This is a genomic window from Rhizobium sp. BK275 (assembly GCF_014193555.1).
In the GTDB taxonomy this organism is placed as follows: Bacteria; Pseudomonadota; Alphaproteobacteria; order Rhizobiales; family Rhizobiaceae; genus Rhizobium.
Map to the genome: position 1 here is coordinate 128,615 of NZ_JACHZL010000001.1, position 19,823 is coordinate 148,437.

20 protein-coding genes are annotated in these 19,823 nt (G+C 60.2%); 7 read left to right on the forward strand and 13 right to left on the reverse strand.

Annotated elements, in window-relative coordinates:
• Nucleotides 1-201: 201 nt before the first annotated feature.
• From FHT82_RS00535 to FHT82_RS00555, 5 genes are read right to left on the reverse strand one after another with little or no spacing between them, the layout of a single operon-like run.
• Nucleotides 202-1,266, reverse strand: a complete 1,065-nt coding sequence (locus FHT82_RS00535) for a DUF2218 domain-containing protein (protein WP_183725295.1) — start codon at nucleotides 1,264-1,266, stop codon at nucleotides 202-204.
• A complete protein-coding gene (locus FHT82_RS00540; protein WP_183725297.1) occupies nucleotides 1,263-2,105 on the reverse strand; it encodes an ABC transporter ATP-binding protein in 843 nt (280 codons plus the stop codon). Before FHT82_RS00540 ends, FHT82_RS00535 begins: the two co-directional genes overlap by 4 nt.
• Nucleotides 2,102-3,142 (reverse strand): iron ABC transporter permease, encoded by a 1,041-nt coding sequence (locus FHT82_RS00545; protein ID WP_183725298.1) that lies wholly within the window; start codon nucleotides 3,140-3,142, stop codon nucleotides 2,102-2,104. Before FHT82_RS00545 ends, FHT82_RS00540 begins: the two co-directional genes overlap by 4 nt.
• Nucleotides 3,139-4,182 (reverse strand): iron ABC transporter permease, encoded by a 1,044-nt coding sequence (locus FHT82_RS00550; protein WP_183725300.1) that lies wholly within the window; start codon nucleotides 4,180-4,182, stop codon nucleotides 3,139-3,141. Before FHT82_RS00550 ends, FHT82_RS00545 begins: the two co-directional genes overlap by 4 nt.
• Nucleotides 4,179-5,141 carry an iron-siderophore ABC transporter substrate-binding protein gene (locus FHT82_RS00555; RefSeq protein ID WP_246698064.1) on the reverse strand — a complete coding sequence of 321 codons (963 nt, stop codon included), beginning with the start codon at nucleotides 5,139-5,141 and terminating at the stop codon, nucleotides 4,179-4,181. Before FHT82_RS00555 ends, FHT82_RS00550 begins: the two co-directional genes overlap by 4 nt.
• A 383-nt stretch (nucleotides 5,142-5,524) precedes the next feature.
• On the opposite strand from FHT82_RS00555, the gene FHT82_RS00560 reads away from it, so the two are divergent.
• On the forward strand, nucleotides 5,525-7,654 hold the full coding sequence (locus tag FHT82_RS00560; protein WP_183727194.1) for a TonB-dependent siderophore receptor: 2,130 nt from the start codon (nucleotides 5,525-5,527) through the stop codon (nucleotides 7,652-7,654).
• Nucleotides 7,655-7,691: 37 nt separating this feature from the next.
• Here the strand turns inward: FHT82_RS00560 and FHT82_RS00565 are convergent, their stop codons facing one another.
• On the reverse strand, nucleotides 7,692-8,588 hold the full coding sequence (locus FHT82_RS00565; protein WP_183725304.1) for an AraC family transcriptional regulator: 897 nt from the start codon (nucleotides 8,586-8,588) through the stop codon (nucleotides 7,692-7,694).
• 492 nt (nucleotides 8,589-9,080) lie between these two features.
• Nucleotides 9,081-9,227 carry a DUF1127 domain-containing protein gene (locus tag FHT82_RS00570; RefSeq protein WP_183725306.1) on the reverse strand — a complete coding sequence of 49 codons (147 nt, stop codon included), beginning with the start codon at nucleotides 9,225-9,227 and terminating at the stop codon, nucleotides 9,081-9,083.
• Between the two features lie 257 nt (nucleotides 9,228-9,484).
• Here FHT82_RS00570 and FHT82_RS00575 point away from each other — a divergent pair, with 257 nt between their 5' ends.
• Both FHT82_RS00575 and FHT82_RS00580 read left to right on the forward strand, forming a co-directional pair.
• The gene (locus tag FHT82_RS00575; RefSeq protein ID WP_183725308.1) at nucleotides 9,485-9,793 is read left to right on the forward strand and encodes a hypothetical protein; all 309 of its coding nucleotides are present in this window, start codon (nucleotides 9,485-9,487) and stop codon (nucleotides 9,791-9,793) included.
• Nucleotides 9,765-10,673 carry a TIGR03571 family LLM class oxidoreductase gene (locus FHT82_RS00580; RefSeq protein ID WP_246698017.1) on the forward strand — a complete coding sequence of 303 codons (909 nt, stop codon included), beginning with the start codon at nucleotides 9,765-9,767 and terminating at the stop codon, nucleotides 10,671-10,673. Before FHT82_RS00575 ends, FHT82_RS00580 begins: the two co-directional genes overlap by 29 nt.
• Nucleotides 10,674-10,677: 4 nt before the next feature.
• On the opposite strand, the gene FHT82_RS00585 is transcribed toward FHT82_RS00580, so the two are convergent.
• Nucleotides 10,678-11,457 carry a DUF1194 domain-containing protein gene (locus FHT82_RS00585; protein ID WP_183727195.1) on the reverse strand — a complete coding sequence of 260 codons (780 nt, stop codon included), beginning with the start codon at nucleotides 11,455-11,457 and terminating at the stop codon, nucleotides 10,678-10,680.
• Nucleotides 11,458-11,685: 228 nt separating this feature from the next.
• On the opposite strand from FHT82_RS00585, the gene FHT82_RS00590 reads away from it, so the two are divergent.
• Complete coding sequence (locus FHT82_RS00590; RefSeq protein ID WP_183725312.1) at nucleotides 11,686-11,928, forward strand: DUF6074 family protein; 243 nt, start codon at nucleotides 11,686-11,688, stop codon at nucleotides 11,926-11,928.
• A 6-nt stretch (nucleotides 11,929-11,934) separates the two neighbouring features.
• Here the strand turns inward: FHT82_RS00590 and FHT82_RS00595 are convergent, their stop codons facing one another.
• On the reverse strand, nucleotides 11,935-12,237 hold the full coding sequence (locus FHT82_RS00595; protein WP_183725314.1) for a hypothetical protein: 303 nt from the start codon (nucleotides 12,235-12,237) through the stop codon (nucleotides 11,935-11,937).
• Nucleotides 12,238-12,536: 299 nt separating this feature from the next.
• Here FHT82_RS00595 and FHT82_RS00600 point away from each other — a divergent pair, with 299 nt between their 5' ends.
• The 3 genes from FHT82_RS00600 to FHT82_RS00610 all read left to right on the forward strand — a co-directional run bounded on the left by FHT82_RS00600 (nucleotide 12,537) and on the right by FHT82_RS00610 (nucleotide 15,607).
• Nucleotides 12,537-13,697, forward strand: coding sequence for an HlyD family secretion protein (locus FHT82_RS00600; protein WP_183725316.1), 1,161 nt, complete (start codon nucleotides 12,537-12,539; stop codon nucleotides 13,695-13,697).
• 1 nt (nucleotide 13,698) lies between these two features.
• The gene (locus FHT82_RS00605; protein WP_183725318.1) at nucleotides 13,699-15,309 is read left to right on the forward strand and encodes a DHA2 family efflux MFS transporter permease subunit; all 1,611 of its coding nucleotides are present in this window, start codon (nucleotides 13,699-13,701) and stop codon (nucleotides 15,307-15,309) included.
• A gap of 106 nt (nucleotides 15,310-15,415) precedes the next feature.
• On the forward strand, nucleotides 15,416-15,607 hold the full coding sequence (locus FHT82_RS00610) for a hypothetical protein (protein ID WP_183725320.1): 192 nt from the start codon (nucleotides 15,416-15,418) through the stop codon (nucleotides 15,605-15,607).
• A gap of 57 nt (nucleotides 15,608-15,664) precedes the next feature.
• On the opposite strand, the gene FHT82_RS00615 is transcribed toward FHT82_RS00610, so the two are convergent.
• The 4 genes from FHT82_RS00615 to FHT82_RS00630 all read right to left on the reverse strand — a co-directional run bounded on the left by FHT82_RS00615 (nucleotide 15,665) and on the right by FHT82_RS00630 (nucleotide 19,796).
• Complete coding sequence (locus tag FHT82_RS00615; RefSeq protein ID WP_183725321.1) at nucleotides 15,665-16,735, reverse strand: ABC transporter ATP-binding protein; 1,071 nt, start codon at nucleotides 16,733-16,735, stop codon at nucleotides 15,665-15,667.
• Nucleotides 16,732-17,559, reverse strand: coding sequence for a carbohydrate ABC transporter permease (locus FHT82_RS00620; RefSeq protein ID WP_183725323.1), 828 nt, complete (start codon nucleotides 17,557-17,559; stop codon nucleotides 16,732-16,734). The genes FHT82_RS00615 and FHT82_RS00620 overlap by 4 nt, the downstream gene beginning before the upstream one ends.
• On the reverse strand, nucleotides 17,556-18,458 hold the full coding sequence (locus FHT82_RS00625; protein ID WP_183725325.1) for a sugar ABC transporter permease: 903 nt from the start codon (nucleotides 18,456-18,458) through the stop codon (nucleotides 17,556-17,558). Before FHT82_RS00625 ends, FHT82_RS00620 begins: the two co-directional genes overlap by 4 nt.
• Nucleotides 18,459-18,563: 105 nt before the next feature.
• The gene (locus FHT82_RS00630; protein ID WP_183725327.1) at nucleotides 18,564-19,796 is read right to left on the reverse strand and encodes a sugar ABC transporter substrate-binding protein; all 1,233 of its coding nucleotides are present in this window, start codon (nucleotides 19,794-19,796) and stop codon (nucleotides 18,564-18,566) included.
• Nucleotides 19,797-19,823 lie beyond the last annotated feature (27 nt).

A 19,823-nucleotide genomic window follows, 5' to 3' on the forward strand; every position in this document is an offset into this window, starting at 1 on the left:
CGCTGCCAGGTTTGGGGGCTGACATCAAGGGATCGAGATGATCAAAACGGCCGAACCTGCCAACAAGCCTGCAGACACCGAAAGCGCCGAGCAGGAGCAGGACGACTTTCTTGAGGAGTCGCTTGAAGAGACATTTTCGGCAAGCGATCCTATAGCGCCCGGCCACACTTCCCGGGAGCCGTCAAAGGATGCATCCTCACGCTAGCCGGCTTCCCGTTCCCAGTACCAGGCGACATACATGCTTTTCCTATCGTGCCGGCGGGATTTCAGATAGGTGCGCATGGCGCGCACATCCTCCTTTTCGCAGGCAAACCAAACGAAGGTTTCACCCTCGGTTGCGGCAATCGCCTGTTTAGCTTCCTCCAGCAGAACGCCCTTGGCGTCCTTGGCATAATCCCGGCGGTGCAACCAGCGCACCTCGAGCGAGCCTGCCGAGTATAGTCGCTGTTCTTCCGCCTCGTCAGCCACCTCGATGATTGCCTGCAGCCGCGTACCCGCTGGTACTTCCTCGGCGATGCGGGCGATGGCGGGAAGCGCGCTTTCATCGCCTGCAAGCAGGATGGACTGCGCCACCGGAAGATTGCCGCCACCGGGGCCGAGCAGAGCCACCCGTTGACCGGGCTCGGCATCGCGGGCGAAATCGGCGCCGGGCGTTTTGATGCCAAGGGTCGAATGCTGCAGGAAGTCGATCCAGAGTTCGCGTTTTCCGACGTTGACGGTACGGATCGTATAGACACGCACCAGAAGCTCGTCTTCGCCTTCGGGCCAAGCAACGCGGCCATCGGCGCGCAGTCCTGGCCAGACCGGCGTCCTGCCCTTCGGCGGCACGAGCAGGCGCACATGCATGTCGCCGCCGATGAACGGGGTGACATCGGCGCAGGCGAATTTCACCCGGCGCATATTTGGCGTCACGTCCTCTGCGGAAATGACGGTCACCTCATGAATGTTCGGCAATACGGCAAGCGATGCAGGATCGGACCAGGCGAGCTCCAGCGGATCTTCGCCGGCGAAATAGAAGAGATGCTCGGCAAGCATCGTGCGGCTCATCTGCAACGCCGCCTCCGTCGGACAGGAAAGCTCGATCAGCAGCTTGCGGTCCTGAATACGGATCTCGGCAGTGCCGGCTTTGCTCTTGAGAAGCGCAAGGTCGCCGCTCAGCTGCACCTCCGCATGTTCGACGAAGTGCTCGCAGATTTCGCCGAACATGGCAGCCGCATCTCTGGGAAGCGCGACACCCGAGAGCTTGAATTCCTGAGCGATGGTCATCTGCCCTCCTTGTGGAATGCGTGTTGTGGGTCGGCCCTGCCCTCCGCCATGCGGTGGCGACCGATCGGCAGCATGATAGGCCGGCCGGATGTGGGATCGGTGATGATGCGGCTTTGAAGGCCAAAGACCTGTCGCACATTGTCTTCCGTCAGCACATCCTGCGGCAGACCGGACACGTGGACGCTGCCATCCGTCATGGCGACGAGGTAGTCTGCGTAGCGCGCCGCGAGATTGAGATCATGCAGCACCATGACGACGGTGGTGCCGCGCGCATGGTTGAGATCGGTCAGGAGGTCCAGAACCTCGACCTGATGACTGATGTCGAGAAAGGTCGTCGGCTCGTCGAGCAGCAGGATTTCCGTCTGCTGCGCCAGCGCCATCGCAATCCACACGCGCTGGCGCTGCCCGCCCGAGAGCTCGTCGACCGGCCTTTCGGCAAGATCAGAAGTGTTTGTGGCGGTCAGCGCGGCGTCCACTGCCTCGTCATCCGCACGGGTCCAGCGTGAAAACAAGCTCTGATGCGGATGGCGCCCGCGGCTCACGAGATCGGCGACGGTAATACCCTCCGGCGCGATCGGCGATTGCGGCAACAGACCCAGCGTGCGGGCAAGGTCGCGCGGCGGCGTGCGATGGATCGACTTGCCGTCGAGCAGCACTTGGCCCTTGCGCGGCGAAAGCAGCCGCGACATGGCGCGCAGCAGCGTGGACTTGCCGCAGGCGTTCGCCCCGACGATGACGGTTATCTTGCCGGGAGGCACGGCGAGATCAAGTCCATGCAGGATCTCGTCTTCGCCATAACCTGCGGAAAGCCCGGTGGCTGTGAGGGTATGGACGGTCATAGCGAGCCTCCGGTCCGGTTGACGCGCACAATCAGGAAAATCAGGTAGGGCGCGCCGAGCGCACCGGTGACGACACCGACCGGATAGCGGCTCGGCAGCAGGAACTGACCCGCATAATCGCCCGCCAGCACCAGCACCGCACCGACAAGGGCGGCGGGAACGAGGATCGAGCCGTTATTTCCAACGATGCGGGCGGCAATCGGCCCCGACAGGAAGGCGACGAAGGCGATCGGGCCTGTCACAGCCGTTGCCGAGGCGATCATGCCGACGGCGGCGATGATGACCATGACGCGCGTGCGCGACACGCCGACACCAAGGGCGGCAGCCATATCATCTCCGAGCCGCAACGCTTCCAGGTCGCGTGTGCGGCTGAGCAGCAATCCGCCAAAAACGGCAAGCGCCAGAAGCAGCGGAGCCGCCTGGTCAAGCTGGGCGCCGTTGACGCTGCCCGTCAGCCAGCGGATCGCTTCCTGCAGGCTCCAGGCCGGCGCCTGCGACAGGATATAGGCGATGACGCTTTCCAGCATCGCGGATACGCCGATGCCGACGAGGATGAGCCGTGTGCCCGCCACTCCGTTGCGGAATGACAGGCCATAGACCAGCAGCGCCACGCCGAGCCCCGCAATGACGGCGACGACGGAAACGATCGGCCCTTTCAGCGACAAGACGACGATGACGAAGACCGCTGCCGCACTCGCCCCCGAACTGATGCCGATAATATCGGGGCTTGCGAGCGGATTGCGCAACATGATCTGGAAGGCGACGCCACCGAGCCCGAAGCTCAGGCCGGCGAGCACCGCAAGTGCTGCTCGCGGCAGCCTCAGCTGTCCAACGGCAAAGGCCGCTCCCTGCACATTCTCACCGAACAACACGCGGATGACATCGCTGGGCGAGGTGAAGGATTGGCCAAACGACAGAGTAAGCGCAAAGAGCGCGACGACGAGGCAGAGCAACAGAAAAACCATGAACACATGCCGACGCGCCCTGCGGCGGCGGTTGTCGATGATGCTATCGAGGGAAGAGACAGGCACGGTCATAATTCACGCATCCGCTGGCGCCGGACGATGGCAATGAAGAATGGTGCGCCGACAAGCGCTGTGACGATGCCGACATCGAGCTCGGCAGGTCTCGCAACGATGCGCCCGACGATATCGGCTGCGAGCAACAGGCTGGCGCCGCCGATCGCGGAAAAGGGCAAGAGCCAGCGGTGATCGATCCCGACCAGCAGGCGGCAGAGATGCGGCACGACGAGGCCGAGAAAGCCGATCGGACCGCAGACCGCCGTGGTCGCGCCGCAGAGAAGGATGGCGCCGAGTGCTGCAACGCCGCGGGCAAGCGCCACGCGTTCGCCAAGGCCGGCCGCCAGCTCATCGCCGAGCGCCAGCGAATTCAATTTTCGCGCCGACAGCAGGCTGATGAGGAAGCCGATCGCCAGAAACGGCAGAACAGGAAGGATGCGCTCAAAGGTCGCCCCGCCGACCCCGCCGATCTGCCAAGAGCGGATGCCGCCGGCGATGTCATTGCGCGGCAGCACGACGGCAATGACCATGGAGGCGAAGGCGACCGAGGTCGCTGCGCCGGAAAGCGCCAGTTTCAGGGGCGTTGCGCCGCCGCGTCCGAGCGAGCCGATCGTATAGACGAAGACCGCCGAACATCCGGCGCCGAGGATCGCCGTCCAGATATAGGCCTCGTTCGACGAGATATCGAACCACGCGACCGCAACGACGACTGCGAGCGATGCGCCCATGTTAACGCCGAGAATGCCGGGATCAGCAAGCGGATTGCGTGTCACCCCCTGCATAATAGCGCCCGCAAGGCCCAGCGCTGCACCAGCGATGACGGCAAGCAGCGTGCGCGGAATGCGTACCGTCACCGCCGCCTGGCCGATATTGTTCGCATGCCCGGCCAAGGCGGCGAAGATATCGGCCCAGTCCACGTCGCGCGTGCCGACCGTGACCGAGAGCGCACAGAGGCACGCAAGAGCCGCGGTGAGCCCGAGAAGCCAGAGGCTGCGAACCTGGTTAGACCGGGCGGATGCTGGCGGCCGGGATGATGATTTTCGACTGCGCACGATCATTGAGATTTGTCGGGAGACTTTCTGGCGGCGTCTGTAAGCAGTGCCACGTAATCCTTGAGGACCCAGGAGATCGATAGCGGCGTCGGATTGGCGGCTGTGCCGACCGGGTCGCGGCCAAGTGTTACGAGCGCGCCCTTGGAAACAGCCGGCATTCTGGCCATCAGCGGGTTCTTCTTCAGCGCTTCGAGCAGCTGCTGGTTTCCATAGGTCACGACGATATCGACACCATCGAAGGAATCGATGCGTTCGGCGCTGATCGAGCCTGCGAACTTGCCCGGCGTGGAGGCCTCGACGACGCTCTTTGGGGACTTCAGCCCGAGATCGGCGAAAAATTTCACGCGCGTATCGTTGGTCGTGTAGAAATTGACCATGCTGAGATCGGTCGCATTGAGATGCGTGATGAACATCGCCGACTTACCCTGCAGTTCGGGATGGCCGGCGACGGTCTCTGATATTTCGCCCTCGATCGTCTTGATCAGCGCTTCGCCTTCTGCGGCCATGCCGATTCCGGCACTGTCCAGTCGGATCATGTCGCGCCAGTCGGTCGACCAGGGCGCATCCGGATAGGCGACGACAGGGGCGATCTGGCTCAGCGTATCGTAATCGGACTGGCTGAGGCCGGAATAAGCCGCCAGAATCACATCCGGCCGGGTGGCAGAGACCGCCTCGAAATCGATGCCGTCACCTTCGTCGAACAGAACGGGCTTTTCAGCGTGCAGTTCCTTGAGCTTGTCGGCCACCCAGGGCAGCAGTCCGTCACCGTCATCATCACCGAAATTGGCAGCCGCAAAACCAACAGGCACGATGCCGAGCGCCAGCGGCACTTCATGATTGGCCCAGGCGACCGTCGCGACCCGCTCCGGTTTCTTGGTGATGACGGTCGTGCCGAAAGCATGCTTGATGATGACAGGATAGGACGTGCTCTCGTCAGCCCAAACGTTGCCGGGCGCGGTGGCCATCAGCCAGATACAAGTTACCGCCAGCTTCGCGGCCAGAAGCAAAAAGCGCAGCATCACGCAAACTCCGCCAGTTTTTAAGTTGACCTCCACTTTCAGGTTAATCTACCTGCGTCAACGGTCATGCCAGCGCTTCAGGGCCGTGGCGTTGAGATTTCCGTGGGATCCTACAAAACACCGGAAATTTACAATACTGGACAATGGCGCTCAAGTTAGTAGCCGTCGCAGGGGACATCGAACCAACCATTGCGGCTGCCGGTCCGGGAACAAATCTCTCGTTCGCACCGGCCGCCGACATGCCGTTCGGACCGATCCTCAAACCGGCATTCCATTCGGCACCCCTGTCGAAGGGCCGCAACGGCGACACCAAACTCTGGAACGTGAACATGGACATCGAAAGAACAGGCGCTCACTCGCGACAGACCCTTCTCCGCTACCGGAATGCGGTCCTTCTCGGTTGCACGGCGCTTGTCACCCTTGCACCGGGCGCGGTGCTCGGTCAGGAGAGCGGGAATTCCAATACCGTTACCAATCTCGCGCCCATCGTCATCCAGGGCAGCGGCCTCGATACCGACAATGATTCAAAATCGATCGTCGCGACCAAGACGATCAGCGGCAACGGTATGGCGACAGACATTCTCGACACACCGGCCTCCGTCTCCGTCATCACCTCGAAGGAAATCCAGGAGCGCGGTGCGCAGGACACCGAACAGGTGCTGCAATACACATCCGGTGTGACCACCGACTTCTATGGCTCGGACGACCGCTTCGACTATTTCAAGATCCGTGGTTTCGATGCCTATACCTATCGCGACGGCCTGACGCTCGGCGACTCCTTCGGCGGCATCCGTGAAGAGCCCTTCGCCTTCGAGCGCGTCGAAGTGCTGAAGGGCGCCAATTCCACGACCTTTGGCGTTTCCGACCCTGGCGGCGCGGTCAACTTCGTGACCAAGCGGCCGAAGAGCGAGCGCTTCGGCGAGGCCTATGTCACCGGCGGCTCCTTCGATCATCGCGAGACAGGTGTCGATTTTGGCGACAACATCACCGAGGACGATACATTCTCCTACCGCATCACCGGCAAGGTAAAGCGCGCCGACGAGGAATATGACTACTCGCAGGACGACGAGAATTTCTTCATGGGCGGCCTGACCTGGCGCCCGAGCGCCGACACCAATCTGACCGTGATCTATGACCACCTGGACAAAAACGGGGTGCCCGGCAGCGGCGGCCACCCGGTCGGTTCGGATTTTGCGAGAAGCCGCTTCTTCGGCGAGCCTGATTTCAACTATCGCGATGTCAACAGGAACACGCTGAGCGTCATGTTCGATCATGACCTCGGTTCGGGCCTGACCTTGAGCTCGAATGCGCGTTACAGCAATACCAAGAGCAATTTCGGCTATGCCTATATCTCGGCGACGCCGACGAACGGCTCGACCATCGCCGACCGCGCCTTCTTCGCCAATGACCAAGCGGTCGAAAACTTCATCATCGATACCCGCCTGCAATATGAGACGAACTTCGAGCATGTCGACAGCCGCAGCCTCGTCGGCCTCCAATACAACAATCTCCAATCGGACAATGACGGCTATTTCGGCGGAGCTCCTGGCATCGACTGGACAAACCCCGTCTATACCGGCGCACCGACCTCGGTTCCGCTCTACCAGAGCCTGACAAACAACCAGAAGACCACAGCCCTCTATTTGCAACAGGACCTGACCTTCTTCGACAAGCTGACCGCCTCCGTCGGCCTGCGCAACGACTGGCTTGACCTTCAGCAGCAGAACAACATGGCTGGCTCGACGACCGACGCCGATCTCAGTGAGTTCACCAAGCGCGCCGCGTTGAGCTACAAGGTCACTGATCAGGTAGCGACCTATGTCAGCTACGCGGAATCGGTACTGCCGGCCTCGCTGACGCTCGATCCCGAGCGCGGCGAACAATGGGAAGTCGGCGTCAAATACCGGCCCGACGAATTCCCTGCCCTCTTCAGCGCAGCGGTCTACGACCTGACCAAGAACAACATCACCCGCACCAATCCGGCGACCGGCTTCCAGGAGACGATCGGCGAGGTGCGCGTGCGCGGTATCGATCTCGAAGCCAAGGCTGAAGTCACCGACAATATCAGCCTGACAGCCGCCTATTCCTACATGGTCTCCGACATCGTCGAGAACGGCACACTCGGCAACGAGGGCAACGAAATGTCCTTCGTGCCCAATCATATCGCCTCGCTCTGGGTCAATTACGGCATCCCCGGCAACGGCTTCCGCGGCGACATGAACTTCGGCCTCGGTGCACGCTACACGGGCTCCTATTACTTTAACGACGCCAACACCCAGTCGACGGGCAGCAGCATCGCCTTCGACGCCGCCTTCAGCTACAAGATCCAGGAAAACACATCCTTCGATGTGAACGTCAGCAACCTCTTCGATGAAAAGCACGTCGCTTATGGCGGCTTCGGAGCGGATTTCTATAACCCGGGCCGTGCGATCTACGCGACGCTGCGCCAGACCTGGTAACCGGCCGGTCCCGCCTGCATCCTGCGGGTGGGACGGTTTACGAACGGATCTGCCGAATCCGCCGCCAGGCGGCAGGTGTATCGCCGACGATCTGGCGGAAGACCTTGGTCAGATGCGCCTGATCGGAAAAGCCGAGCTGAGCGGCGATATCGGCGACAGCAAGTTCGCTTTCGACGAGCAGCGTCTTGGCATGGTCGATGCGTTTGCCGAGCTGCCATTGCAGCGGCGTCTTGCCCGTCGTCTGCTTGAAGACATTGGAAAACCAGCTTTCCGACAGGCCGACTGTCTCTGCCATCTCGGCAACCGTCAGACGGCAATCGCTCAACCGTTCGACGCGGGCGATCAGCTTGTTCATCTGCGCCTGGGTCAGCCGGCCATTCGGTTGTTCGACACCCTGTCGAGGAATATCCAGCAGACCGCTGACGATACTGCCGACAAGGCTCTCGCCAAAGATCTCATGTTTCGACGGGCTGGAGACCTCGTCGACGACGAGGCGTGCAAGCGTTTCGAGCGCTCCGGTATCCTGCACCTCGACCGGATTGCGAAGTGCCGTCATCGCCGCGGAATTGCCGACCGACGGCGCGAGATATCTCAGGAGCCGGTCCTTATGCATATGCAGGTTGAGATGCGAGAAGCGGTGCGTCGTGCCGCTCGTCGTCCACATCGGCATACCGGGCGGAACATAGACCGCCCGCGTCATAGGCCGGTAATGCTGCTGAAAATCACCGTCGCGATTCGACATGCGGATCTGAGACGAGACATCGCTGAAGAAGATCATGATGCGCGGATCGTCCGAAAGGTAATAGCCCCTGGCGCCCGACTGGCTTTCGGCTTCCCAGAAGACACTCACGAGCCCGTCGAACTGGCGCCACTTGACCGGCGCCATGACTCGGATGCCCTCGGTATGCCAGACCATGGAATGCCAGAAACTCAAACTATGGATCCATCCTTGCTCGGCATCGGCGATATCGCGCTTTCCAACCGCCTTCTACGCCAAAATAACATGAGTTCAATTATCATGTTTAAGAGGCATGGCAAGCGGCGATAGAGGGCCGGTGCGCGTGATCGCTGAAAAAATATAGCTACGCTCTTGGGAATGACCGGCAGATGAGGGCAAGCGCCAAAAAATAAGGCGTCTGCCGAGGGAGGAGATCCGGCAGACGCCTTTTATGACGCGTGGCGGCGGGAGGAGGATGCCACCACGTAGACGCTGGCTCGGGAGGAGGTAAGCCGCGTCTCGGACAAAGCGACGAGGGAGGAGTTTCATCGCTTCGTTGAAAGGAGATATATGCCGAGCCTTGCCACTCTTCTAGGCACATATTTGCAAGGCTGCCATGCGCTATGCGTCAGGTGAAAGGCTCACCAGACAAAAAAGCGCCCGCCTTGGGCAAGGCGAGCGCGTGTTTGAATTCATTCAGCAGCGGTCTTAGCGGCCGATGGCTGCGCGTGCGACGTCACGGATATCGCCACGTGCGATGCCCAGATCGTTCAGCTCGCGGCTCGACATACGGCCAAGCTCAGCAACGGTTTGACGATACTTGCGCCAATTGTTGAAGGTGCGTGCGATGCTCATTTTAATCCCCTTTCCGTGGGTCCAGCGACAGCTGCCAGGTGGCGGCGCTTCGTTCGCTTCGATAAGAAATATATAATATGGGACTGCGAGGAGGAGTAGCGTTCAGACTACAGCTCACCTATGCATCTGATGCATGGCTAAATGAGACGACAGCCCATTCCAGTGCCGTTCCCCTATCCCCGCGTATAGTTGAAGGAAGACCGGCCGAACCCCACGTGAGCTTTACAATCCTCCAATGCCGATCAGGGACACATCCGATGTCTAACTCAGTCTGCGAAACCTATCCTGGAATATGCAGTAAATCCCGCCTCGCCCATCCTCGCCCCACCCGCCTCTTCCATCCCGCAAACGACAACAGCCGGACTGTCGCACGACCGCATATCGCTCCGCCCGCTGCGTCTCTGGCATCCGTCAACAATCCCATGCCACTCATCGAAGCCGGATCGGTTATCTCGATACTGGGACTGCTCATTTTTGCTGCTCATGAAGAGATCATGGCGATTGCCCCGGTGCTCGCTTTCGCTCTCGATCAGTTTCTTGCAAGCGCGCCGGTCGCGCTCTGGTAGCGACAGGCAACGGCAGGACATCGACTTCGGCCTTCAACTGGAGCTCGCCCGGCGCGCCGATGAGCTTGGCTTTGCAGCGATGTGGGTTCGTGACGTTCCCTTGAACAGTCCGGCCTACCCGGATCCCGTCGGTCATTCCGACCCCTGGGTCCTGCTTGGCGCGCTCGCCGCCTCCACCCGATCGATCACGTTGGCAACAGGCGCGATTGTCCTGCCCTTGCGCCATCCCCTGCATGTCGCCAAGGCCGCCCTTTCGATGGACATGCTTTCATCGGGCAGGTTTGTCCTCGGCCTCGGTTCCGGTGATCGGCCATCGGAGTTTTCAGCATTTGACCGCAATGTCGACGACCGCCGGGAATTGCTTCGGGCGAACTGGGCCGCTCTCGAAGACGCGCTTGACGGCCGCGTTGGCAACCAGACAGACGAGAACCAATTCGAAATCCGTCCACGCAGCCGCCGCCGCATTCCCCTGGTCGCAGTCGGTTCATCCTCGCAGTCACTCGAATGGATCGCCAGAAACGCTGGAGCCTGGATGACCTACCATCGACCGTTCGCCGCACAGAAAGACCGGATCGCTCTATGGCAGGGGGCCGTGCAGCGCACGACCGACGAATTCCGCGGAATGGGCCAGGCCATGGCGCTTGAGCTCGTCGATACATCTGCCGACCGTGTCGATGACATCAATCTCGGATATCGGGCGGGGCCGAATGGATTGCTTGCCGCTCTTGTGGCCCTTCGCGAGCTCGGCGTACATCACGTCGCGCTCAACCTGACCGTTGACAGTCGCAGGGTGCTCTCCGACCTCGAAACAATCGCAAGGGAGGTCCTGCCGCGGTTGGAACAGGCAGGACCTGTCGCCGCAATTTCGAAAGCACGATGAGCACTCAGCGATCGAAGAAGTTCTGCCACAGTTTTTCGCCGACAAGGCAGTCCGTTGTTGGCTGATTGGCCGCGATTTTGCGGATCTGCGGTCGGGGCTCGATGCCGCTGATTTCCCAAACCAGCTTCCTGCGGACGGCAACTGCGAAATCCTCGATCTTGTGAACCGGCAAAACAAAGGAGCCGGGGCCGCCGATGACGCAATCGGCATAGTATTTATCAAGCCCTTCCGGCACATCGGATGGTCTCAGCATAATGGCAAGGCCATTGATGACCGCACCCGTCCCGAGCGCCGTGTCGCGGGCAGGCGTGACAGGATCCCCCGAATTGTTGGGACCATCGCCGGAAACGTCGATCACTTCGCGATTGCTTTTGTAGGGGCTGGCGGCGAGCATCGAGACGCCTTGAACGATCGCTGCGGATATGGATGTGCGGCGCTGGGTGGCAATCGGCCTCGCTTCGAGCTTGTCGGCGAAATCCAGCGCATCCTTTTGCGTTTCGATCACCTGCCAGTCGAGGACAGAGCCCGGCACGACATAGCCGGCCCATTCGAAATAGCTGATGGCGATCCGTCCAGTCAGCCCTCCTTTCACGGCGTCGAGGAATTCCTTGTGCCTGAGCGCCTCGACATAGCCCTCGCGCTGTATGCGGACTTCCTCGTAATCCATGGAGCGGGACGTATCGACGGCCAGCACCAGCTCGACGTCGACTTCATCTTGGCTTGATTGCGCGATCGTGGCGGCAGCGCCAGACAGGCTCGCGAGCATCGCAAGTGTTGTCAGCATCATCACTTCCCATCACTGCGTTATCCCGAGAACTCTAACATAGCTTGACGCGGCGGCGACCGCTGCCGCCGGAGTGTATTCTGTCAATTTTCGGTGATGTGGGGTTCCATCGAACGAAGGGGCAGCATTTGAGGAACCATGTCTCCGCGACCGGCTTCACCACTTGTGAAGAACTCATAGCCATTCTGCGGGACACTTGGCGATTCGCCCAGCAATGACGGAGATAGCATGCCGCTTCTGCAGTTTCCCGCCGACCGACGCACAGCCGATATCAGGCGCTGCGCAGAGGCCCTTCAGAACCTTCACGGCGAGGCCGCCAACCGCTTCTGGCGGTCGGAGATGGCCGGGTTCGCGGCCAATTTGAAAGAACAAGGCTGCAGCGATGCTGAGCTCTCGAGGCAGGCCGCCCTGTTCATGGACGCGGTCCAGATGGAGCTTCGGGTCGTCTACGCCGCAGCGGCCGAGCGATAGAAAGCACTAGTTGGGAAAGCGGTTGTAGAAGGATTGCGGGTCGTAAACACACTCGTAGTCGAGCACGCACATTTCCCCATTGGCCGCGCGCACTCTGGCCACGCTATATTTATCGCCTAACCGGCATCGCGCAGGCGGGTAACGGAAACTCCGGCCACCGATGCCCATACGAACAAAGACGGCCTTTTTCTGCTGGATAATCTGCGCGAGCTCGCGGCAGGAATGGTCGCGGGCATTGACCTCCACGGCCTCGACGGCAAAGGCAGCCGTGGGGAGCAGAACAGCGGCCGCCAAAATCAAACTTCTCATAATACCTCCTGGGCGGGTCAGCAGCGCCTGCGGCCTTCAATCGCAACAGCAGCGCTGATGGCGCACGATAAAGGTAGGATTTGGGCGGCTGACAAACCAGATCGGTCCATCCACATTGAAGACGCGCGGGCTTCAGATCTTGCCGCGGGTGGCAAAGCCCAGCGTCTTCAATTGATCGCAATACGCGCCCTGCCTTCACCACCTGGAATTGTTCCCGCAGTTACGAACCCAAAGGGACGTTGCGACATTTTCGACCGGAACCGAAGCCGATGATCCGGCGTTGGTCTCAGGTTTTCAAAATGAAAGACATTGTCGTGCCCCAGAACCAGCCCGCCTTCGCCGGGCAAGATCAGTCCTCCGATCCCGCAAAAAACGAAGCCCCTGCCAAGGCAGTCGAGAAGGACAAGGAAGCCGAGAAGCGGCCTTCAATCATCAGGCGCCATCCGGTCGCGACGCTACTCATCGTTCTTGCGCTGATTGTTCTTGCGGTCGCCGGCTATTTCATCTGGCTCATCTATTTCCATCCCTACGAGACAACGGACGACGCCTTCATCGATGCCCGCAGCTTCTCCGTCGCGGCCAAGGTGTCGGGTTATGTCTCGGATGTTCCCGTCTCCGACAACCAGCATGTCGACGCCGGCGCAGTCATCGCCAAGATCGATTCCCGCGACTACCAGATCGCACTGGACCAGGCGCATGGGCAGGTCGATGTTGCAAAGGCAGCGATTTCCAGCGCCGAAGCACAGATCGCCGCTGCAGCTGCAGCGATCGACGAGGCCAAGGCGCAACAGACCTCCGCAGAAGCCGCCCTTCAGTATGCGCAGGATGAAAACGACCGGCAGCAGCAACTAGTGAAAAGCGGCGCCGGTTCAGAACAGGCCGCACAGCAGGCAACATCCACGTTGCGCCAAGACAGGGCAAGTACGGCCCAGACGCAGGCAAGCGTCACCTCGGCCATCAAGAACAGGGCGGCCGCCGAAGCGCAACGAGCAAGCGCCGTCGCCAGCCTGCATCAGGCCGAAGCCCAGGTCGAAGCCGCCGAACAGAACCTGAGCTACACGACGATCACGGCTGCCCAGCCTGGCCGTGTCGTCAAGCTCAGCGGCTCGAAAGGGCAATATGTTCAGGCGGGACAGGCAGTCTCCATGTTCGTACCCGATGAAATCTGGGTGACGGCCAATTTCAAGGAAACCCAATTGACGGATATGCGACCGGGCCAGCCTGTCGATGTGACGATCGATGCCTATCCGGATCACGTCCTTCGTGGCCGCGTCGATTCCGTCCAGCCCGGTTCGGGCACAGCCTTCTCGCTGCTTCCAGCGGAAAACGCCACCGGCAATTATGTGAAGGTGACCCAGCGCGTTCCGGTCAAGATCGTCATCGACAACTGGCCGAAGGATGTGGCGATCGGCCCCGGCATGTCCGTGGTGCCGACGGTAACCGTGCGCCCGAGGAACTGACATGAGTGATGCCACAACAGCGGATGGCGCCCCGGCATCGGGTGCCAGGCTTGCCAATCCATGGCTGATCGCGCTCGTCGTTTCACTCGCCACTTTCATGGAGGTTCTCGATACGACGATTGCCAATGTGGCGCTGCGCTACATCTCCGGCGGTCTTGCCGTCAGCGCCGACGAGGCATCATGGGTCATCACGACCTATCTCGTTTCCAACGCCATCATTCTCGTCGCCAGCAGCTTCATCGCCAAGCGTTACGGGAGACGGCGTTTCTATCTGCTCTGCCTTGCGACATTTACGGTTGCTTCCATCTGTTGCGGCCTTGCCTGGAACCTGCAATCCCTGCTGATCTTCCGCATGATCCAGGGCTTCGCCGGCGGTGGCATGGTGCCGATCTCTCAATCGATCCTGGCCGACTCCTTCCCGCCGTCGAAGCGTGGCCAGGCCTTTGCCCTCTTCGGCGTCGCCGTGGTCGTGGCCCCTGTCGTCGGGCCAACGCTCGGCGGCTATCTCTCTGACAATTTCTCCTGGCACTGGTGCTTCCTGATCAATGGGCCGGTCGGCCTCTTCGCCTTCGTCCTCGTCTATTTCCTCGTCAACGAACCGGACTCACTGCGACTGGAGCGGGCGAACATGCGCAAGCAAGGCGTGCAGTTTGATATTGTCGGCTTTCTCCTGGTCGCGACCTTTCTCGGCGCACTGGAACTGGTTCTCGATCGCGGCCAGACGGAAGACTGGTTCGATTCGAACTTCGTTGTCACGATGACTGCAGTCTGCGTTACCGCCCTTGCTCTCTCCATCCCATGGCTGATGAACGCAACCAATCCGGTCGTTGACGTACGCTTGCTGGCAAGTCGGCAATTCGGCTCCTGTTTCATCGTCATGCTTGCGACCGGGGCGATCCTGATTGCCACGACCCAGTTCATTCCGCAGGTCCTGCAGGAGAATTTCGGCTACACGGCGACTTGGGCCGGGCTGGCACTTTCGCCCGGCGGCCTCGTGACGATGTTTATGATGTTCGTGGCGGGGCGGATCTCCAACAAGGTTCAGCCAAAGTATCTGATCGCTATCGGCACTGCGATTATTGCGTTCGCAATGTATGATATGACGCGGCTCAATGCCGACCTGAACTTCGGCTTCTTCGTCTGGTCGCGCATCTATCTCGGCTTGGGTCTGCCGCTGATCTTCATTCCGATGACTTCTGCCTCCTATGATGGCTTGAGGCCCGATCAGACGGATCAGGCTTCTGCTCTCATCAATGCGGCGCGCAACACCGGTGGCTCGATCGGCGTTTGCATCGCATCAAACGTGCTTGCCCATCGGGAGCAGTGGCACCAAAGCCGGCTGGTCGAACACATCATCCCCTCCGATCCGGCCTACAATCACGCATTGCAGGGCGCGACGCAATATTTTGCCGATAGAGGGGCGGGGGCTGTCGACGCACAATCGCAAGCCATGGGCTGGATCGGCCAGCAGGTGCAGATCCAGGCGAGTTATCTCGCCTATATCGACGTTTTCCACACACTCATGTGGCTCTCGCTCGCCGTGCTGCCCCTCGCCTTCATCCTGCGCAAGATCAATCTCGATGAAGGATCGAGCGGGCCAGCGGGGCATTGAACTGCTCTTTTTCAACAACTCTTCATATATCCCCTGATCTGGGGGTTCATTCGAATCGCCGCATACACTATATTCGCGGCGTGATATTCACACGAGACAGGTACTGATGACCCCAGAAATGTCCGGCTTTGAATGCACCCGCGGCAATGCCGTTTCCGGCAAGCTCAAGCTTTCAAGCAAACTCCCCTATTTTATCGTCGCAGGACTTGCTGTGGCCGTGTGGGCAAACTCCAGCGAACGGCCTCAGGATGTCGAGGTGGCAGCCAAGCAAGCTACGCCGGCTTCGCTCGCGCGATAAGAACGGCAATGTCCCGCAGCTGAGCGCTGCGGGAACTTATCTGGCAGACGCCGGATCTCAAATTCTGACGCCGCTCGCCTCGTCGAAGAGATGTACCTGCGCCGGATCGACAGTAACACCAATCGTCTGGCCCGGCTGAACCGTTCCCCTGCCTGTTTCGACGATGGTCAGTTCAGGGGTCGTTGCGGCGGTGATGAAGGTCGAAGAACCCGTTGATTCGACCACTTCAACCGGAACATCAAAGCTTCCCTGCCCTTGACCGGTAATACCGATATGTTCAGGGCGGATACCGGCTGTGACCCTCCGGCCTGGCTGGAGCTGATGGTCTATAGAAACCTGCTGCCTCACCGAACCGAGATCGAGCGTCAGGCTCTTGCCATCCTCGCCGACGATTGCCGGTATGAAGTTCATTGCAGGTGAACCGATGAAACCGGCGACGAATTTGTTGGCGGGCTTGTCGTAGAGGTCGAGCGGCCGGCCCTGCTGCTCGATGATCCCATCACGCATGACGACGACATGATCGGCCATGGTCATCGCCTCGATCTGGTCGTGCGTCACGTAAACCGAGGTCGCATGCAGACGATCGTGCAGCGCGCGGATCTCCTTGCGCATATGGACGCGTAGCGCCGCATCGAGGTTGGACAGAGGTTCGTCGAAGAGGAAGGCCTTTGGGTGGCGGATGATGGCGCGGCTCATGGCAACGCGTTGACGCTGGCCACCGGAGAGCTCACGCGGATAGCGCTTCAATAGATGCGAAAGGCCCGTGGTGGCCGCGACCTCCTCGGCTGCCTTTTTCGCCTCCGCTTTTGCAACGCCCCGCATGCGCAGGCTGTAGGTGAGGTTCTCCTCCACGGTCATGTGCGGATAAAGCGCATAGGACTGGAATACCATTGCGACATCGCGTTTACGCGGCGGGACCCCGTTCATCATCTCGCCGGCAATCTTCAGGCTGCCATCGGAAATGGTTTCCAGCCCGGCGAGCGAGCGCAGCAGAGTCGACTTGCCGCAGCCGGAAGGGCCAACGAGCGCGACGAAGGTCCCCTTGGCGATGGAGAGGTCGATATTCTTCAGGGCATGGAAGGCGCCGTAATATTTGTTGACGCCGGCAAGCTCGATCTGAGGGGTCATTTGAGGGCTCCCGAAGTGAGGCCGGATACGATGCGGCGCTGCAAAAGAACAAAAATGGCAAGGATCGGCGTCACATACATCGTGGCGTAGGCCATGATGTTGTTCCATTCATTGGTGTTCGGCCCCATGAAAGAGTTGAGCCCGACGCTCGCCGGCTGAAGCTCGGCCGCCTGGATCATCGACTTGGAATAGACGAACTCGCCAAAGGCTTGCATGAAGATGAGAATGGCGCTGACCAGAATGCCGTTGCGGGCAAGTGGCAGCACGATGTTGAAGAAGGCACCGACACGCGAATTGCCGTCGACGAGGGCCGCCTCTTCGAGCTCCATCGGAACCGCCATGAAGGTGGCCCGTACCAGCACCACGAAGAAAGGCATGCTCTTTGCGGCAATAGCGATGATGACGGCAAGCCTTGGATAATTCAGCATGCCGATCTGGGAGAAGCCGACGAAGATCGGCGTGATCATCAGCGAAGCCGGCAGAACCTGCAGCATAAGGATCAGGAAGAGGCCGATATCCACCCAGATGTTGCGATAGCGCGCCAGCACATAGGCGCAGCCGACACCGAGCACAGTGATAATGACGACCGCGCCGATCGCAATCAACAGCGAGTTCCAGAGATAGAGCCCCATGCTCCGGCTTTCCCAGACATAGGCATAGGTGCCCCATTGCGGCGAGGCCGGCCAGAAGCTCGGGGGTGTGGCGAACATCTCCGAGCCGCTTTTCAGCGCAGTGATGTACATCCAATAGAGCGGGAAAAGGTAGATCGCCGCCATGATGATGGCGATCATGAGCATCAGGCGATTGCGTGCAGTCTCGCTCATCCGCGCACCTCGTGGCGGGTCGAGCGGACATAGACCACGGAGGCGAACATCACGAAGACGATCATGATGACCGAAATGGTCGCGCCCTTGGCGAAGTCATATTGGCGGAAAGACAAATCCCAGGCCCAGTATTGCGTGACGTTGGAGGAGTTGTTCGGCCCGCCCGAGGTGATGGCGGCAAAGAGGTCGAACTGCTGGAGGGTGAAGATCAGGCCGAGTGCGATGATGGCGCCGATCGTCGAACGCATCATTGGCAGCGTAATCGTCCAGAAGCGCTGCCAGGCGGTGGCACCGTCGAGTTCGGCCGCCTCGTAGAGATCGCCCGGAATGCCCGAAAGGCCGACGGAAAGAAGGATCATGTTGAACGAGGTGCCGAGCCAGACATTCGCGATGATGACAGCATAGAGCGAATAGTGCGGGTCCGACCGCCAGAAGATATTACCGGAGATGATGCCGCTTTCCTTCAGAATGAAGTTCAGCACGCCGAAGTCACCCGAGAGGATCCAGTTCCAGATAGCACCGACGACGAGGCCGGGCATGACCCAGGAGACGAGGAAGAGACCACGCAGCCAGGACGCGCCGGGGAAATTCACCCAGAAGAACAGCGCCAGACCGAAACCGATCAGGAATTGGCCGGCGATCGAGCCAACGACGAAGATCGCCGTATTGTACAGGATCGGCAGCGTTTCAGGCTGCGCAAAGAGGTCCACGTAATTCTTGAAACCCACCCAGGGGCGCGAGAAGGTGCCGAGGCTGAACATGTCCACCTCCTGGAAGCTCATCACCACATTGTAGATGAGCGGCAGGCCTGCCATCAGGAACAGAAAACCGAGCGGAAAGGCGACCAGCACGATATCGAAACCGCGGCCGTCCCTGATGCTGGAAAAGGTCCTTCTCATGGGTCCTCCAATGCTCCGAACGGGGCTGCCTTGGCCGATGCCTGAGCAGCCCCTGCCGGGAGGAAAGTCTTGGACGGCCGGCAGGCCATCCGGTGATGCGGGAGATCAGCCGAGAACCGCCTTGATCTTGTCGGCAGCCTGATCAAGCGCATCCTTCGGGCTCATCTGGCCGGTCAGCGCGGCCTGAATGGCGTCCTGGATCGCCTTGGAGATCTTCGGCCACTGCGGATGCGGACCGCGCGGCTTGGCATATTTCAGCTGCTCGAGGAAGACCTTCAGCGCGGCATCCTTGAGCGGCTGGCCGGTCTCGGGGATCGAGATGTCGGAACGGGCCGGAAGCTGGCCGAAGTTCTTGAACATCTTGTCGTCCTGCGAGGCGAAATATTCGAGCGCCTTGAAGGCTTCGGCCGGATGTTTGGTGGTCGAGAAGATCGCCCAGTTGAAATCACCCATGGCCGAAGAGCGTTCAGCACCTTCCTTCGGAACCGGCAGCAGCGTGACGCCCCAGTCGAACTTGGCTTCCTTCATCATGCGGTCCAGTTCCCAGGGACCGGAGATCGCCATGGCGGCATTGCCGGAATTGAAGGTGCCGGTCGAATCCCACTGGCCGCGGGTCAGCGTATCGGGCGAGGCGAGCTTCTCGTCCATGATCGTCTTCCAGACTTCGAGTGCCTTGACCGCGCCGTCGGCATTGATGTGCTCATAGCTGCCGCCGCCCATCTGCGCCCAGGGCAGGAACTGGAAAGTGCCTTCCTCATTAGCCTTGGCCGAGAAGGCGAGACCATAGACGTTCTTTGCCGGATCCGTCAGCTTGCGTGCGTCCTCGACGAGCTCGTCCCAGGTCTGCGGCGGCTTGTTCGGATCGAGGCCCTTCGCCTTGAACATGTCCTTGTTGTAGTAAAGCGCGATCGTATTCGTCGCCTTCGGTACGCCGAAATATTTGCCGTCCCACTCGACCGATTTCAGCGGTCCGGGGAAATAATTCTCGGGCTTGATGACCTTCGAATTCTTGATCATGTCGGAGATATCAAGGAAGGCGCCACGCGAAGAAAACAGCGCATGCTCGGGATTGTCGACAGCGATGATATCGGGCGCCTGGCCGGTGGCATAGGCGCGCATCGCTTCGGTAACGACGTCATCGAACTGAATCAGGCGATATTCGATGGTGATGCCGTTATGCTGATCGTTGAATTCCTTGACCAGGGTCGGCGCCGGCTGGGTATCCTTGTCCAACGACCAGAGCGTCAGCTTGACGTCTTCCGCCTTGGCGGAAAGGCCGAAGAGCGAGACGCCGACAAGAGCCAGCACGCCCAGAACTGCGAATTTGCGGATAGCCATGGTTCTCCTCCTTTGTGGTTATCCTTG

Bases quoted from the DNA above. Each gene is read 5' to 3' on its own strand.
- FHT82_RS00585 (WP_183727195.1), bottom strand. From the start codon at position 11,457: ATGCTGACAACACTTGCGATGCTCGCGAGCCTGTCTGGCGCTGCCGCC.
- FHT82_RS00555 (WP_246698064.1), bottom strand. From the start codon at position 5,141: ATGGCCACCGCGCCCGGCAACGTTTGGGCTGACGAGAGCACGTCCTAT.
- FHT82_RS00615 (WP_183725321.1), bottom strand. From the start codon at position 16,735: ATGACCCCTCAGATCGAGCTTGCCGGCGTCAACAAATATTACGGCGCC.
- FHT82_RS00540 (WP_183725297.1), bottom strand. From the start codon at position 2,105: ATGACCGTCCATACCCTCACAGCCACCGGGCTTTCCGCAGGTTATGGC.
- FHT82_RS00630 (WP_183725327.1), bottom strand. From the start codon at position 19,796: ATGGCTATCCGCAAATTCGCAGTTCTGGGCGTGCTGGCTCTTGTCGGC.
- FHT82_RS00575 (WP_183725308.1), top strand. From the start codon at position 9,485: ATGTCTAACTCAGTCTGCGAAACCTATCCTGGAATATGCAGTAAATCC.
- FHT82_RS00595 (WP_183725314.1), bottom strand. From the start codon at position 12,237: ATGAGAAGTTTGATTTTGGCGGCCGCTGTTCTGCTCCCCACGGCTGCC.
- FHT82_RS00570 (WP_183725306.1), bottom strand. From the start codon at position 9,227: ATGAGCATCGCACGCACCTTCAACAATTGGCGCAAGTATCGTCAAACC.
- FHT82_RS00535 (WP_183725295.1), bottom strand. From the start codon at position 1,266: ATGACCATCGCTCAGGAATTCAAGCTCTCGGGTGTCGCGCTTCCCAGA.
- FHT82_RS00550 (WP_183725300.1), bottom strand. From the start codon at position 4,182: ATGATCGTGCGCAGTCGAAAATCATCATCCCGGCCGCCAGCATCCGCC.
- FHT82_RS00620 (WP_183725323.1), bottom strand. From the start codon at position 17,559: ATGAGCGAGACTGCACGCAATCGCCTGATGCTCATGATCGCCATCATC.
- FHT82_RS00590 (WP_183725312.1), top strand. From the start codon at position 11,686: ATGCCGCTTCTGCAGTTTCCCGCCGACCGACGCACAGCCGATATCAGG.
- FHT82_RS00605 (WP_183725318.1), top strand. From the start codon at position 13,699: ATGAGTGATGCCACAACAGCGGATGGCGCCCCGGCATCGGGTGCCAGG.
- FHT82_RS00625 (WP_183725325.1), bottom strand. From the start codon at position 18,458: ATGAGAAGGACCTTTTCCAGCATCAGGGACGGCCGCGGTTTCGATATC.
- FHT82_RS00560 (WP_183727194.1), top strand. From the start codon at position 5,525: ATGGACATCGAAAGAACAGGCGCTCACTCGCGACAGACCCTTCTCCGC.
- FHT82_RS00600 (WP_183725316.1), top strand. From the start codon at position 12,537: ATGAAAGACATTGTCGTGCCCCAGAACCAGCCCGCCTTCGCCGGGCAA.
- FHT82_RS00545 (WP_183725298.1), bottom strand. From the start codon at position 3,142: ATGACCGTGCCTGTCTCTTCCCTCGATAGCATCATCGACAACCGCCGC.
- FHT82_RS00610 (WP_183725320.1), top strand. From the start codon at position 15,416: ATGACCCCAGAAATGTCCGGCTTTGAATGCACCCGCGGCAATGCCGTT.